This is a genomic window from Streptosporangium sp. NPDC000396, from assembly GCF_042898655.1.
GTDB lineage: Bacteria > Actinomycetota > Actinomycetes > Streptosporangiales > Streptosporangiaceae > Streptosporangium.
In genome coordinates this window covers 98,090-113,072 of record NZ_JBIAZA010000001.1, presented here as the reverse complement: position 1 = coordinate 113,072, position 14,983 = coordinate 98,090, and the positions used below count along the sequence as shown (strand labels likewise).

Annotated in this window: 13 protein-coding genes; 6 read left to right on the top strand and 7 right to left on the bottom strand. The window is 68.9% G+C overall.

Going from position 1 to position 14,983, the window contains the following annotated elements:
- Positions 1–168 precede the first annotated feature (168 nt).
- Entirely contained in the window at positions 169–1,110 is a 942-nt protein-coding gene (locus ACFY2X_RS00500; protein WP_389930218.1) for a PIG-L family deacetylase, read from the top strand.
- A 30-nt stretch (positions 1,111–1,140) separates the two neighbouring features.
- Here ACFY2X_RS00500 and ACFY2X_RS00495 read toward each other — a convergent pair whose 3' ends face one another.
- The 3 genes from ACFY2X_RS00495 to ACFY2X_RS00485 are packed head-to-tail and all read right to left on the bottom strand — an operon-like array spanning position 1,141 to position 4,795.
- Positions 1,141–1,914, bottom strand: coding sequence for a sporulation protein (locus ACFY2X_RS00495; RefSeq protein WP_389930215.1), 774 nt, complete (start codon positions 1,912–1,914; stop codon positions 1,141–1,143).
- 27 nt (positions 1,915–1,941) lie between these two features.
- Positions 1,942–3,219 (bottom strand): SPFH domain-containing protein, encoded by a 1,278-nt coding sequence (locus ACFY2X_RS00490; RefSeq protein WP_389930213.1) that lies wholly within the window; start codon positions 3,217–3,219, stop codon positions 1,942–1,944.
- A 4-nt stretch (positions 3,220–3,223) separates the two neighbouring features.
- Entirely contained in the window at positions 3,224–4,795 is a 1,572-nt protein-coding gene (locus tag ACFY2X_RS00485) for an SPFH domain-containing protein (RefSeq protein WP_389930210.1), read from the bottom strand.
- Between the two features lie 149 nt (positions 4,796–4,944).
- On the opposite strand from ACFY2X_RS00485, the gene uvrB reads away from it, so the two are divergent.
- Positions 4,945–7,056, top strand: a complete 2,112-nt coding sequence (gene uvrB / locus ACFY2X_RS00480) for an excinuclease ABC subunit UvrB (RefSeq protein WP_389930207.1) — start codon at positions 4,945–4,947, stop codon at positions 7,054–7,056.
- A gap of 188 nt (positions 7,057–7,244) precedes the next feature.
- On the opposite strand, the gene ACFY2X_RS00475 is transcribed toward uvrB, so the two are convergent.
- The 4 genes from ACFY2X_RS00475 to ACFY2X_RS00460 form a co-directional block, all read right to left on the bottom strand.
- Complete coding sequence (locus ACFY2X_RS00475; RefSeq protein WP_389930204.1) at positions 7,245–7,859, bottom strand: hypothetical protein; 615 nt, start codon at positions 7,857–7,859, stop codon at positions 7,245–7,247.
- A 65-nt stretch (positions 7,860–7,924) separates the two neighbouring features.
- Complete coding sequence (locus ACFY2X_RS00470; protein WP_389930201.1) at positions 7,925–8,515, bottom strand: DUF4126 domain-containing protein; 591 nt, start codon at positions 8,513–8,515, stop codon at positions 7,925–7,927.
- A gap of 97 nt (positions 8,516–8,612) precedes the next feature.
- The gene (locus tag ACFY2X_RS00465) at positions 8,613–9,764 is read right to left on the bottom strand and encodes an NAD(P)H-dependent flavin oxidoreductase (protein WP_389930199.1); all 1,152 of its coding nucleotides are present in this window, start codon (positions 9,762–9,764) and stop codon (positions 8,613–8,615) included.
- 51 nt (positions 9,765–9,815) lie between these two features.
- Entirely contained in the window at positions 9,816–10,529 is a 714-nt protein-coding gene (locus tag ACFY2X_RS00460; RefSeq protein ID WP_389930197.1) for an acyltransferase, read from the bottom strand.
- 153 nt (positions 10,530–10,682) lie between these two features.
- On the opposite strand from ACFY2X_RS00460, the gene ACFY2X_RS00455 reads away from it, so the two are divergent.
- The 4 genes from ACFY2X_RS00455 to ACFY2X_RS00440 all read left to right on the top strand — a co-directional run bounded on the left by ACFY2X_RS00455 (position 10,683) and on the right by ACFY2X_RS00440 (position 14,959).
- On the top strand, positions 10,683–12,353 hold the full coding sequence (locus ACFY2X_RS00455; protein WP_389931257.1) for a CTP synthase: 1,671 nt from the start codon (positions 10,683–10,685) through the stop codon (positions 12,351–12,353).
- Positions 12,350–12,973, top strand: a complete 624-nt coding sequence (locus ACFY2X_RS00450; RefSeq protein WP_389930194.1) for an NUDIX domain-containing protein — start codon at positions 12,350–12,352, stop codon at positions 12,971–12,973. Before ACFY2X_RS00455 ends, ACFY2X_RS00450 begins: the two co-directional genes overlap by 4 nt.
- A 12-nt stretch (positions 12,974–12,985) precedes the next feature.
- Positions 12,986–13,912 carry a site-specific tyrosine recombinase XerD gene (locus ACFY2X_RS00445; RefSeq protein WP_389931255.1) on the top strand — a complete coding sequence of 309 codons (927 nt, stop codon included), beginning with the start codon at positions 12,986–12,988 and terminating at the stop codon, positions 13,910–13,912.
- A gap of 99 nt (positions 13,913–14,011) precedes the next feature.
- The gene (locus ACFY2X_RS00440) at positions 14,012–14,959 is read left to right on the top strand and encodes a ParA family protein (protein ID WP_389930192.1); all 948 of its coding nucleotides are present in this window, start codon (positions 14,012–14,014) and stop codon (positions 14,957–14,959) included.
- Positions 14,960–14,983 lie beyond the last annotated feature (24 nt).

Below are 14,983 nucleotides of genomic sequence, written 5' to 3'. Positions count from 1 at the left end.
GCCGGTCGGCCCCGCCGTCATGGTAGGCCACACCCGGGTCCTCCTCCAGGCCGTTCCCGGGATCCACCTTTCGGATGACCGAATGTTATGAAAGATCGGCCCAGATAAGCCGCCGACCATTCACGGCGTTCCCTACAGTTAGATCATTACGGGGCGACGGGGGTCGAAATGAGGCGCGCGCGAAGCGTGGGCGCGGTGATGGCGGTCGTCGCCGTCACCCTGCCTTTGGTGTTACCGATTGCCCGGGTGCCGGGGCCGGGGACGCTGTTCGCGGGGAGGTTCGCGGAAGGGCTGTCCATGCAGGTCGTCGCCCATCCGGACGACGACCTGCTGTTCATGAGCCCCGACCTGGAGAAGCTGGTGGCGAAGGGCGGACGCAGCGTCACGGTCTACCTGACGGCGGGGGAGTCGGTGGCGGGCCTCAAGGACGATCGCAACCCGCGGCGGTACGCGGCGGCCCGGGAGCGGGGCGTCCGGGCGGCCTACGCCTGGGTCGCCGGAGCCCGTGACCGGTGGCGGCGCAAAATGCTGAGGCGGGGCCCGATCCAGGTCGCGGAGGACACGCTGGTGGACCGGCCCTGGATCAAACTCGTCTTCGCCCGGTTGCCCGACGGCGGCGACCCCCGGGCGAAAGGCGGCCGGGGATCACTGACCCGCCTGTGGGATGACAGCACCGGCCAGACCTGCGTGCACGCCTTCGCGTCCGGCCCCGAATGCCTGACCCGTGAGAACGTGCTCGACATGCTGCGCGCCATGATGCGCACCTTCCACCCCACGGTGCTGCGCACCCTCGACCCGGATCCGCCGCCGGTCGGCCGGGACCACGTCGACCACATCGCCGCCGCCCGATTCGCGGCCGAGGCCGCGCCTCACGGCATCGACGTGATCGCCTACCGGGGATACACGATCGAATCCCTCCCGCCCAACCTCGACCCGGTCGAGCGCGAGGTCAAACGCAAGGCCTTCGCCATCTACCGGCAGCACGACTACCGGATCGGTTCAGGCCGGCGCTACGACATCTGGGTCAAACGGATGTATCTCCGCTGGCCGGACAACCTGGTCGCCCACAAGGTCGCCCGCCCGGAAGCGACCCCGGCCGGTGAGAGGTGACGGCCGGGGCGGCAGCCGTACGGAAACGGGTCAGAACCAGCCGCGCTTCTGGGCCATCGCGTGCAACCCGGCGCGCAGCGACTGCTCGACCTGGCCCGGGTGGTCGGTGTAGCGGACCGTGAACCGGTTGTAGGTGTCGTGGCTGGAGGTCAGGAAACCGCCGCGCTTGTCGGCTTCGAGGATGACGTCCATCGACTGCGGACCGGCGATGAAGGTCAGCTCCAGCTCGTTGAAGTGCCGGCCGTACTCGTGGCCGGCGTAGTATTCGATCTCCTGGAAGAACGGCATCCGCGAGCCGTGCAGGGTGCCGCGCTCCAGGTCGGCCTTCTTGAAGCGGAAGCCCATGCCGTCCAGCGCGCCGAGCACGTGGTCCTGGGCGGGCAGCGGGTTGACGAACAGCGGGTCGAGGTCGCCCTTGTCCAGCGCGCCGGCCAGGGCGAGCTCGGTGGAGACGCCCAGCTGCATGCCGCGCAGCGGGTGGCCGCCGATGGCGCTGATCGGGGTCTCCCACGGCACGGGGATCTCGAAGGGGGCCGTCTGCGGGGCACCCGCCGCCAGATGGAACGGGCCGGCGATCTGCTGACGCAGGAAGCTGTAGGTCGTCTTGTACTCGTTGTCGCCGCTCTCGATCTCGACGACCGCGGTGAAGTCGATGAAGATGCCCTCGACCTTGTAGTCGGAGCCGCCGCCGCGGAAGTTGACCTGCCCGCGCAGGACCTCGCCGGGGCGGACGTTGGAGTTTTGCAGGATCGTGTCGACTTCGACGCCCGCGCCGAACGCGGCCATCAGCTTGCGGAACACCATGGGGTGACTCTCCCGGGGTAGAAGGGTTCAGTTGGGTTCAACGGGCGGTTTGACGTGACCGTTCCCGCTGCCGAGCTGCGGCAGGATCTGGGCCAGGAGCATGGTGGACAGCGCGGAGGACTCGCCGGACGTGCCGTCGGTGCGGACCACCACCGGACGCGGGGCGCTCTCCGCGAGCTTGGCCCCCACCTCCAGGCGGCGGCGGGCCAGTTCGTACTGGAGCACGGCCCGGTTGTCGCGGTAGGAGTCGGCCAGCCGGCGCAGCCCCTTGGCCTCGTTCTCAGCGGAGGTGAGTTCGGCCCTGCCCTTGGCCTCGATCTCCCAGCGCACTCTCTGGGCCTCGGTCTCGTGCTCCTCCAGCATGCGGGCCACATCCTTGCGCGCGGTGTTGGCGGCGGCTCTGACCTCGACGATACGCGCGTCCCGTGTCTTCTTGGCGCGTTCGATCTCCATCAGCAGGGTGTCGATCCGCCGCTTGCGGGTGAGCTCCCACTCCCGCTCGAAGGCCGACAGCTCCTTGGCGACCTTTTCGCGGGTGGCCAGGTGCTGCTGGTACTGGTCGGGCAGCTGCACCTCGGGGATGTTGGCGCCGGTGATCCGCACGCCGTACCGGCCGAGCTGGCGGGTCAGGAGCTCCTGCATGTCGCCCACGTCGGATCCGCGCAGGTCGTAGGCCCGCTCGGTGTGCACCAGGCGGCTGCGCTGCCGGATGGCGTCCTGTACGGCGCTGCTGAGCACGAGGTCGAAGTTGCCCGCGCCGATCGTGCGGACGAAGGCGATCGGGTCGACGATGCGGAACTTGAGGAAGAACTGGATCGACTTCAACGGGACGTTCTCCGCCGTCGGGCAGGCGGCGACCGGCGCCGAGTAGGGGATCTCAGTGGAGGTGTCGACCACCGCGTCCACCCGGTCCCACGGCAGCCACAGGTAGTGGCGCCCCGGAGGCAGGGTGCCCGCGATCGCGCCCCAGCGGCTGCGCACGCCGGTGGTCCCCTCCTCGATCTCGATGATCGCCCGGCGCCACAGCCAGACCAGCGCCGTGAGCAGGGAGAGCACCGCGCCGATCGCGGCCAGGAAGGAGAACGCCCCGCTGCCCAGCACCGCCGTACCGGTGAGGTAGAGCGCGAGGAACAGCAGCGTCACCCAGGCGAAGCCGCGGCCGTCTTTGGGGATGACCACCGGGACGAGCTGGCCGGACTCGCCGCCGCGCAGCAGCTGGCGGATCTCCGACCAGGAGGCCAGGGATTCCTTGATCTTGGAGAATTCCCGGCCCACGTCTTCAGGCCTCTTGCCGTATGAGCTCATGTTGTCAGGCCTCTTCCTGTGCGGCTTCCTGGACGGCGGGCACCGTGGCCGGGGAGGTCTCGGCGGCCGGGCTGAGCAGGGTGGTGATCTCCGCCGTGCGGCCTTCGACCCGCCTGCCGATCTCGGCGACCCGCGCTCTGATCGCCGCCATGTCCGCCTCGGAGAACAGTTGCGCGTCGCGGCTGCCGAGCAGTTGCTTGGCCAAGGACAGCAGATCGATGTCGGTGCTCTCGCCGACCTGCACCACGCGGGGCAGGTGGGAGGCCACGGCTTCGAGCTTGTCGAGCAGGTCCTGCTGGAAGCGGTAGTCCAGGATCTCCGGCGCCTCGGCGGCGCTGAGCGCCCGGATGTCCAGCGCCTGTGCCTCCAGCAGCGCCGCGTTGGCCTTGGCGGTGGACTCCGCCTCGACCAGCCGCTGGCTCGCCTGGGCCTTGGCCTGGTGGGACGCGCGCTCCAGCGCGGTGTCCATCCGGGCCTGGTATCCGGCGATCTCCGCGTGGATGGCCGACAGCTGCTCCTGCAGTCCGGCGAGCTCCTTGATCAGGTCACCCTCGTTCTGCTCCTTGCGCAGCTGGAGTTCGTACTCGTAGGTGTAGGCCTCCTTGGCGACCCTGATCATCTCCGGGGCGGCCAGGTCCATCCGGTACTCCTGGCTGGACGGCTCGGCGTGGGTGATGTTCACGTCGGTGAGCCGTACGGCGGGCAGGAACTGCTGGTTGAGGTTGTCCAGCATGCCCTTGGTGCTCTCGCCGACCAGGTCGTAGATGTCCTCGGCGCGCTGGGCGTAGATGAGGGAGCGGGTGACCTCGCTGATCGCGTTCTGCAGTTTGGCCTGGAATCCGCCGACCGAGCCGAGGACGAAGATGAACTCGGCCGGGTCCTCGATCCGGAACTGGAGGAACAGGTCCACGCTGGCCTTGACGCCCTGCTGGGTCGGGGCCTCGTGGATGGGCGCGTTGTAGGGGTATTCGCGAGTGGTGTTGACGATGTAGCTGACCCGGTTCCACGGGTTGAACAGCGTCACCCGGCCCGGCTCGGCGATCTGCACGAGCTTGCCGAACTTGGTGATCAGGGCCTTGCAGCCGTCAGGCACCATGACCACGCTCCGCCGCCACCACAGGAACGCGGCGGCCAGCACCAGCACGGCCCAGTAGTGCGGGCCGAACAGCACCCGGGTGCTGTCGGGCAGCCCGGTGGCGAGCAGCCCGATCAGGCCGAGCACCGCCAGGACGATCAGGGGGACGACCGCCCGGGCCGTCGTGCCCTTGGGGATCACCACCGGTGAGATCACGTGGATCGGCTCGCCGTTCGGGCCGGTGCCGGTGAAGCTGCGGTTGACGATCTCGCCGGCCTCGTTGAGCGATGCGCTTCGCGCCTCGATGCCCATGCCCGCGTACGTGCTGTACTCGCGAGCCGCCAGGAAGTCGGCCGGATTGAGCGAGAAGCTCTTCTCACCGGTGGTCTGGTCCACGAGCTGGCCGACGACCTGCCCCACCATCTGCTGGAGGTCGCCTCCTTGCCCTATCGCCTGGGCAGCCGCCATCGCCGACTGCGCGGCCCCTTTTCGCCGGGACATCAAACCTCCGGGATAGTCATAGGTCGAGAGCCCGATATATCACGCTTGGTAGGCATAGGCACGCGTATCAGTAAAGAGGGCCCTGCTTGCGGTTCGCTTGCCACACGGTTGAACCAGGAATGTCGGTGGTTCCGCCTACAGTGGGTGGCGTGAGGCCGGTAACAGATTTGCAGCGCAAGGTGGCCCCCTTCGAGGTCGTCACCGACATGACCCCTTCGGGTGACCAGCCCGCCGCGATCGCCGAGCTTGAGCGGCGAGTGAAGGCGGAAGAGAAGGACAACGTCCTGCTGGGCGCCACGGGCACCGGCAAGACCGCCACGGTCGCCTGGCTGATCGAGCGGCTGCAGCGGCCGACGCTGGTCATCCAGCCCAACAAGACGCTCGCCGCGCAGTTCGCCAACGAGTTGCGCGAGATGCTGCCCAACAACGCGGTCGAATACTTCGTCTCCTACTACGACTACTACCAGCCCGAGGCATACGTCCCGCAGAGCGACACCTACATCGAGAAGGACTCCTCGATCAACGAGGAGGTCGAGCGGCTGCGCCACTCGGCGACCAACTCGCTGCTGACCCGCCGCGACACGATCGTGGTGGCGTCCGTCTCGTGCATCTACGGCCTGGGCACCCCTCAGGAATACGTCGACCGCATGGTCCGCCTCCAGGTGGGCCAGGAGATCGAGCGCGACAGGCTGCTGCGCCGCCTCGTCGACATGCAGTACACCCGCAACGACCTGGCCTTCACCCGGGGCACCTTCCGGGTGCGCGGCGACACGATTGAGATCATCCCGAAATACGAAGAGCTCGCCGTGCGGATCGAGATGTTCGGCGACGAGATCGAGAAGCTCTCCACCATGCACCCGCTGACCGGTGAGGTGATCACGGAGGACGACGAGGTCTACATCTTTCCCGCCTCCCACTACGTCGCGGGCGCGGAGCGGATGGAGAAGGCCATCCGGGGCATCGAGGCCGAGCTGGCCGAGACCCTGGAGGTGATGGAGCGGCAGGGCAAGCTCCTCGAGGCCCAGCGGCTGCGCATGCGCACCACCTACGACCTGGAGATGCTGCGCCAGATCGGCACCTGCTCCGGCGTCGAGAACTACTCCCGCCACATGGACGACCGTGCCCCCGGCAGCGCGCCCAACACCCTGCTCGACTACTTCCCCGAGGACTTCCTCCTGGTCCTGGACGAGTCGCACCAGACCGTGCCGCAGATCGGCGCGATGTACGAAGGCGACGCCTCCCGCAAGCGCACGCTCGTCGACCACGGCTTCCGCCTGCCGTCCGCGATGGACAACCGCCCGCTGAAATGGGAGGAGTTCCTGGAGCGGATCGGTCAGACCGTCTACCTGTCGGCCACCCCGGGCTCCTACGAGCTGGGCCGTTCCAAGGGGGACGTGGTCGAGCAGGTCATCCGGCCGACCGGCCTGATCGACCCCGAGGTGATCGTCAAGCCCACGAAGTCGCAGATCGACGACTTGGTCCACGAGATCAGGATCCGGGCCGAGAAGGACGAGCGGGTCCTGGTCACCACGCTGACCAAGAAGATGGCCGAGGACCTCACCGACTACCTGCTGGAGCTCGGCATCCGGGTCCGCTACCTGCACAGCGAGGTCGACACCCTGCGCCGCATCGAGCTGCTGCGGGAGCTGCGGGCGGGCGAGTTCGACGTGCTGGTCGGCATCAACCTGCTCCGCGAGGGTCTGGACCTGCCCGAGGTGTCGCTGGTGGCCATCCTCGACGCCGATAAGGAGGGCTTCCTGCGCTCGGAGACCTCGTTGATCCAGACCATCGGCCGCGCGGCCCGTAACGTCTCCGGCGAGGTGCACATGTACGCCGACCGGATCACCCCCTCCATGGAGCGGGCGATCGAGGAGACCAACCGGCGCCGGGCCAAGCAGGTCGCCTACAACGAGGCCAACGGCATCGATCCGCAGCCGCTCCGCAAGAAGATCGCCGACATCCTCGACTCGCTCAGCCGCGAAGACGCCGACACCGCCCAGCTTCTGGGGGGCAGCGGCCGTCAGCAGTCGCGAGGCAAGGCCCCGGTCCCCGGCTTCGCGGTCAAGCAGGCGGGCCAGCATGCCAAGGCGATCGCGGGGGAGATGCCCCGGGCCCAGCTGGAGGCGCTGGTCGAGTCGCTCACCGAGCAGATGCACCAGGCCGCCGCGGACCTTCAGTTCGAGGTCGCCGCCCGGCTCCGCGACGAGATCAAGGAGCTCAAGCGAGAGGTCCGCGACATGCGCGAGGCCGGAGTCTCCTAGAGTCTGCCCGGCTCCCCTCAGGGGAAGGCCGCCCTCCTGCCGCTCCGCGTGGGCGGGAGGGGGCGGTTCGGCAGGCCTGGGATGACGTTCAGCCATTGTCCGTACCCTGAGGGGAGTGTCGCTTCCTCCTGCTCCGCGTGGGTGGCAGGAGGCGGCGCGGTCCGGTGCGGACGGCGTCGCGGAGTGGTTCAGCGGCGGTCGTCGGGCTGGGGGCGGTTGATCATCGCGCGGTTGTAGAGCTCGTCGATCTGGTCCAGAGGGTCGGGGGCGCGGCGGCGGGCCTCGATCTCCAGGTCGGTGCGGCTCTGGATGTCGTTGATACCGCCGGCCGAGTGCGCCATCTGGTCGTTGAGCAGGTCGGCGCGGATCCGGGCGCAGGACGTGGTCAGCTTGGCGTGGTGCTCGCGCAGACGCCCCAGAGAGGCGTGGTCGACGTAGACGGACGTGCGGCTGTGCTGGGCGTAGAGGCCGAGCTGGGCGTCCAACTGGTCGGCGTGCGTGCTGATCTCGGCCACCAGCTGGGGCAGGTCACCCAGACCCCACCCGTCACGCAACGCCTGATCCACGGCCTGACGGGTCAGGGAGACCTCGCGGCGCAGGTCCAGGCGCATCCGCTCGCTCTCCGCGGCGTCGCCGGTGCCCATCGCCGCCATGTGGGAGGCCACGCGGTTGGTCACCTTGCGGGCCTTCTTGGTGGCCTTCTTCCCGACCTTGACCAGCAGGTAGACCCCGGCCGCCCCGATGAGAAGCATGAACAGCAGGATCACCAGCACGATGGTGAGGAAAGTGCCGATTGGAGCCACCTCCCGACGGGCGAAACGGGTTCTTTGAGCATAGCCCGCGTAACTCTCACATACGCGGGAGCCGATCAGACCGGACTTCGCCGGGCCGCACGGCGGCGCCGTACCGTGCGGAGCGCCCACCAGGCGAGCAGGGCCAGCGCGACGATCATGACGGCGACCAGGATCGGCAGGAAGATCGCGATCAGGCTCATGCCGAGTGATCCGGCGTCTTCCACGGCGCTGACCACGGGCGCGCCGACCCCGGCCGTCGAGGCGTTGACCACGGGCCTGGCGGTCGTCTTCATCAGGTGTACGGCCAGCGCGATCCCGATGCCCAGGACCCAGCCGACCCAGGGGTTCTGGCTCATCCACGTCGAGCCGTCCAGACGGGCCGCCGCCTCGGTGGCGCTGAACACCACACCGCCGGAGGCCGGGCGGACCACGGTCTGGATCATGTCGTTGACGCTGTCCACCACCGGGACCTTGTCGAGCACGATCTCCGCCAGCAGCAACACGCCGATGATCCCGAGCACCCAGCCGTTGGACAGCCAGGCGAACTCCTGCGGAAGCCGTACCTGATCTGTGAGATTGGCGAGCAGGCCGACCACGAGCAGCGGGATGTAGGCGTTCAACCCCGCCGCGGTGGAGAGTCCCAGGCCTGTCAGTGCCGCGAGCATGACGCCTCCGTCGAGTCCTGTTCCTCCTTCAACGATTCCCGGCCGCGGTTGGATCCCAAGGTCTCTATTTATTTACGGACATGAAATGACAGGGGTGTCATGCTTCGGGGTGCTCTCCGTCCCCGGTGACGGCCTGAAGGCGCTCGATGGCGGCGGCGAACTCCTCGATCATGTCGTAGACGACCTGGCGAGCCGGTCTGACCTGGTTCATCTGGCCGACGACCTGCCCGACGAAATAGTTGACGAGCTCTTCGGCCCCGGGGTCGCCGCTCTCGGCCGCCCTGCCGATTCGGGCCATCGCGCTCTCGGCGAGCAGCATCTGCAGCGGCATCGGCAGCGGGCCCGGGCTCTCCTGCGCCTCGTCCCACTCCTCGGTCCACGCCGACCGCAGCTGCCGGGCGGGCTTGCCGGTCCGCGACCGGGACCGCACGGTGTCGGAGGAGGTGGCGGCCAGCATCTTGCGCCTGACCGAGGGCGGCGTCTCGGCCTCCTCCGTGGTCAGCCAGACCGAGCCGCACCACACCCCTTCGGCTCCCAGCGCGAGCGCCGCGGCCATCTGCCGGCCGTCGGCGATGCCGCCCGCCGCCAGCACCGGGACGTCCACGGCGTCCACGACCTGGGGGACCAGCACCATCGTGGAGATCTCCCCGGTGTGGCCACCCGCCTCCGACCCCTGCGCCACGATCACATCGGCCCCGGCGGCCACCTGGCGCCGGGCGTGCTCGACGGTTCCCACCAGGGCGGCGACCGGCACCCCGGCCTTCCTGGCCTTGGCCACCATCTCCGGCGGCGGCGGGCCGAGCGCGCTGGCGATGAGGCTGATCGGGTGTTTGAGCGCCACGTCGACGAGGCCGGTCGCCCCTTCCGCGGTCACCCGGCGGCCCGCCTCGTCGGCGTGGGACGCCATCCCGCCGGCGAGCGGCTCCGCGTTGCTCACGCCGTACTTGCCGAACAGGTGTGTCACGAAGTCGCGGTGCCGTTCGGGGATGAAGTCGACGAGGCGGGCACTCCGGTCGGCGGCCGAGGCGTCGATCCTGCCGGGGACGAGGACGTCCACGCCGTACGGCCTGCCGCCGACCCGCTCGTCGATCCAGCTCAGTTCCGTTTCGAGCTGCCGGGGTGAGTAGGCGACGGCGCCGAGCACGCCGATCCCGCCCGCGTTGGTCACCGCGGCGACCACGTCGCGGCAGTGGCTGAAGGCGAAGAGCGGAAACTCGACGCCGAATCTCTCACAGATCGCGGTCCTCATGCCGCGACCGTAAATCCCAGAACCTTGTTCGGTCCAGGGGTCGGCGGGGGCTCAGGCGGTGCCGACCGATTCGACCGGCTCGACCGGCTGGACGGCGGCGGGTTCGACCGGCTGGACGGGAGTGCCGTTGAGGTGGGGCGGCAGCCAGCCCTCTCCCGGCACATAGTGGCGGACAACCCTGGCGGGCACGCCGGCGATCACGCAGTGGTCGGGGAACTCGCCGCGGACCACGGCCCCGCCCGCCACCACGCACTGCCTGCCGATCCGGGTGCCCGGCAGGATGATCGAGCCGGTGCCCAGCCAGGAGCCCGGGCCGATGACCACGGGGTTGTTGCGCGGCCACTGGCGGCCGATCGGTATCTCCGGGTCGTCGTAGACGTGGTTCTGGTCGGTGATGTAGACGTACGGGCCGGTGAACACGTGATCGCCGATGTCGATCGACTGGTGGCCCACGATGTGGCTGCCCCGGCCGATCGAGCACCTGTCGCCGATCCGCACGATCGAGTCCGGGCCCAGGTCCACGCCCGGGCCCATGCCCGCGGAGATGGAGACCCGCTCGCCGACCAGGGTGTGCTCGCCTATCTCGATCCAGGCCTCGCCGAAGATCGCGCCGACGGGGAACGACAGGCAGGTTCCCTCACCGAGACGGCGGAACCGGTAACCCGCGGGATTGGCGGGGCTCACCGCGCCGGCCGTGCGGACGGCAATCCAGACACGGTGAATGAGGCTGCCCAAGGCACGCCGTACCGCACCACGAAGCGACATAACCGCCCAAGTTACCCTCTGGTTGGGTTCCGGCGGAATGCCGGACAGAGATGTCTGGGCAGTCCGCCGGAACCGTTTGATATTCTGAGAGCCCGTGGACAAGTAGGCCGCTACCAGGGCGCCGACTGATCTATGACGACCACGGGAGACTTCTTGCGCAGCGCCGCACAAACCAAGCATCTGTTCGTCACCGGCGGCGTCGCCTCCAGTCTCGGCAAGGGACTGACGGCGTCGAGCCTGGGACGCCTCCTCAAGCTGCGTGGCCTGCGGGTCACCATGCAGAAGCTCGACCCCTATCTCAACGTCGACCCCGGAACGATGAACCCGTTCCAGCACGGTGAGGTCTTCGTCACAGACGATGGGGCGGAGACCGACCTCGACGTCGGCCACTACGAGCGCTTCCTCGACACCGAGCTGCACGGCTCGGCGAACGTGACCACCGGCCAGGTCTACTCCAACGTCATCGCCAAGGAGCGCCGCGGCGAATACCTCGGTGACACCGTGCAGGTCATCCCGCACATCACCAACGAGATCAAGGACCGCATCCGGTCCATGGCCGGCCCCGACGTGGACGTGGTCATCACCGAGGTCGGCGGCACCGTCGGCGACATCGAGTCGCTGCCCTTCCTGGAGGCCGTCCGCCAGGTCCGCCACGAGGTCGGCCGCGACAACGTGTTCTTCCTGCACGTCTCGCTGCTGCCGTACATCGGGCCGAGCGGGGAGCTGAAGACCAAGCCGACCCAGCACTCGGTCGCCGCGCTGCGCAGCATCGGTATCCAGCCCGACGCCATCGTGTGCCGCTCCGACCGGCCCATCACCAACTCGCTCAAGCGCAAGATCAGCCTCATGTGCGACGTCGACGAGGACGCGGTGGTCTCCGCCGTCGACGCGGCGAGCATCTACGACATCCCCAAGGTGCTGCACTCCGAGGGCCTGGACGCCTACGTGGTGCGCCGCCTGGGCCTGCCCTTCCGTGACGTGGACTGGAAGGAGTGGGAGCAGCTCCTGCGCCGGGTGCACCGCCCGGCCAAGGAGGTCACGATCGCGCTCGTCGGCAAATACATCGACCTGCCCGACGCCTACCTGTCGGTCACCGAGGCGCTGCGCGCGGGCGGCTTCGCCAACGACGCCCGCGTCAACATCCGCTGGGTCAAGAGCGACGACTGCGAGACCTCCGAGGGCGCCGCCCGGGAGCTGGACGGCGTGGACGGCGTGCTCATCCCCGGCGGCTTCGGCGTGCGCGGCATCGAGGGCAAGCTCGGCGCGATCCGGCACGCCCGGGAGAACAAGATCCCGCTGCTCGGCATCTGCCTGGGCATGCAGTGCATGGTCATCGAGGCCGCCCGTAACCTGGCGGGCATCGAGGACGCGGGCAGCACCGAGTTCGACCCCGAGACCTCCCACCCGGTCATCTCCACCATGGCCGACCAGGAGGACGTCGTCTCCGGCGAGCGGGACATGGGCGGCACCATGCGGCTCGGCCTCTACCCCGCCAAGCTCGCCGAGGGCTCCCTCGCGCGCCAGCTGTACGGCAAGGCGAAGGCCGACGAGCGTCACCGCCACCGCTACGAGGTCAACAACGCCTACCGCGGCGACCTGGAGAAAGTCGGCATGGTCTTCTCCGGCCTGTCGCCCGACGGCCGCCTGGTGGAGTACGCCGAGTTGCCCGCCGAGGTCCACCCGTTCTTCATCGGCACCCAGGCGCACCCGGAGTTCCGGTCCCGGCCGACCCGCTCGCACCCGCTGTTCAAGGGCCTGATCGGCGCCTCCCTGACCTACGCCGAGATCCGCGGCACCACCGCCAAGGCGGGGCGGAGCAAGTGAGCGATCCCGAACTGGAGGTTCAGGACGTCCCGGAGGAGTGGAAGGTCGTCTCCTCGACCGAGCACTTCAAAGGACGCGTCATCACCACGGTGACCGACGCCGTTCTCATGCAGGAGGAGGTCGTCAACCGTGACTACGTGCTCCATCCCGGCTCGGTGGCCGTGGTCGCGCTCGACGACCAGAACCGTGTGCTGATGATCCGGCAGTACCGCCACCCGGTGCGCCGCCTGCTCTGGGAGCTGCCCGCCGGTCTGCGTGACGTCGAGGGCGAGCCGCTCCACATCGGGGCGGCCCGCGAGCTGGCCGAGGAGGCGGGTTACCGGGCGGAGACCTGGCACACCCTGATCGACGCCTTCATCTCGCCGGGGATGACCGACGAGCGGACCCGGATCTTCCTCGCCAGGGACCTCAGCCCCATCCCCGAACAGGAGCGGAACTTCGTTCAGCAGCACGAGGAAGCCGACATGCCGGTGGTCTGGATTCCCCTGTCCGACGCGGTTCGGCGTGCCATGGCGGGAATGATCCACAATTCCCAAGCCGTGGCCGGTATTCTCGCCGCATACGCCGCTTCGGCGGATGCTTTCGCCTCGCTGCGGCCCGCCGACGCACCGGAGGCATGACAGGAGGACACCCTGAGCGAGACGGAGGCCGTCCTCTCCAGCTACCTCGCCCATCTGGCGGTGGAGCGGGGTCTGGCTGCCAACACACTGGCCTCCTACCGCCGTGACCTCATGCGGTACGTGGAGCATCTGAGGAGCCGTGGCCGCGTCACCTTCGCCGAGATCGCCGAAGGTGACGTCACGGCCTTCCTGGCCGCGCTCAGAGAAGGCGACGAGGAGCATCAGGCCCTCGTCGCCAGCTCGGCGGCGCGTGCCGTCTCCGCGGTGCGCGGCCTGCACCGCTTCGCGCTGCGGGAAGGACTCTCCGGCCACGACCCAGCCCACAAGGTGCGCCCGCCGCGCCAGCTCCGGAGGCTGCCCAGGGCGATCAGCGTGGAAGACGTGGAACGGCTCATCGCCGCCGCGGGGCCCGAGGGCGCGCCGCTGACGATGCGCAACCGGGCGCTGCTGGAGCTGCTGTACGGCACGGGCGCCCGCATCTCCGAGGCCGTGGGGCTCGCCGTGGACGACGTCGACCTGAGCTCCAAGGCCCAGCAGGTGCGGCTGCGGGGCAAGGGCGGGCGCACGCGCCTGGTGCCCCTGGGCCGCTTCGCGAGGGAGGCGCTGGGCGCCTATCTCACCCGGGCGCGTCCCGGCATCGCCGCCCAGGGCCGGGGAACCTCCGGGCTGTTCCTCAACGCCAGGGGCGGCCGGCTCACCCGCCAGGGTGCCTGGGAGGTTCTCCAGGCCGCCGCCGAACGCGGAGGACTGGCGGGAGTCTCGCCCCACATGTTGCGACATTCGTTCGCAACGCACCTCCTGGACGGGGGTGTGGACGTTAGGGTGGTTCAGGAATTACTCGGCCATGCCTCGGTGGCCACCACGCAGGTGTACACCCAGGTCACGGTCGACAAGCTTCGGGAGGTATATGCTGCCGCGCATCCGCGCGCACGGCATTGACCTTGCTTATGTCCGGGCGTGCCGCCTTGCCGCATACGTGTTGACGCCATAGTGTCCGTCCGGACGGTCCGGTTCGAGGCCGTCAGGGAGGTTCGACTGGTGACTGTGACCACCGACGGTTCTGTCCGGGGGACGACCCCCGGAAACCCCGAGAATCCCTGGGGTGACACCAAAACCGCCGGGACCCCTCACACTGGGGGAGTCCTCGGCCCGACCGGGCGACCCCGCCCGGTCTTCCCCGACCCGCCCCCGCGGACGGTGCACGGACCGGCACGCGTCGTGGCCATGGTCAACCAGAAGGGCGGCGTCGGCAAGACGACCACCACCATCAACCTCGGAGCGGCCCTGGCCGAAGCCGGGCTGAAGGTGTTGCTGGTCGACTTCGACCCGCAGGGCGCCCTCTCCGTCGGTCTCGGCATCAACCCCCACCAGCTCGACCTGACGGTCTACAACCTCCTGATGGAGCGGCAGATCACCGCCAGGGACGTGCTGATGGAGACCGGTGTCGAGGGCATGGACCTGCTGCCCAGCAACATCGACCTGTCCGCGGCCGAAGTCCAGCTCGTCACGGAGGTCGCCCGCGAGCAGGTGCTCGGCCGGGTGATCAAGCCCCTGCTGCCCGAGTACGACGTGTGCCTGATCGACTGCCAGCCCTCTCTGGGCCTGCTCACGATCAACGCGCTGGCCTGCGCGCACGGCGTCATGGTGCCGCTGGAGTGCGAGTTCTTCGCGCTGCGCGGAGTCGCGCTGCTCATGGACACCATCATCAAGGTCCAGCAGCGCATCAACGAGGACCTGGTCATCGAAGGCCTGCTCGCCACCATGTACGACGCGCGCACCCTGCACGGCCGTGAGGTTCTGGCCCGGGTGGTCGAGGCGTTCGACGACAAGGTGTTCCACACGGTGATCAACCGGACGGTCCGTTTCCCGGACGCCACCGTGGCCGGCGAGCCCATCACCAGCTTCGACTCCTCCTCGCTCGGCGCCAGCGCCTACCGCGAACTGGCCCGTGAAGTGCTCGCCAGGTGGGACGCGCAGGGTCGGTGATTCCGGTCCCGGCTGGCGCGACAA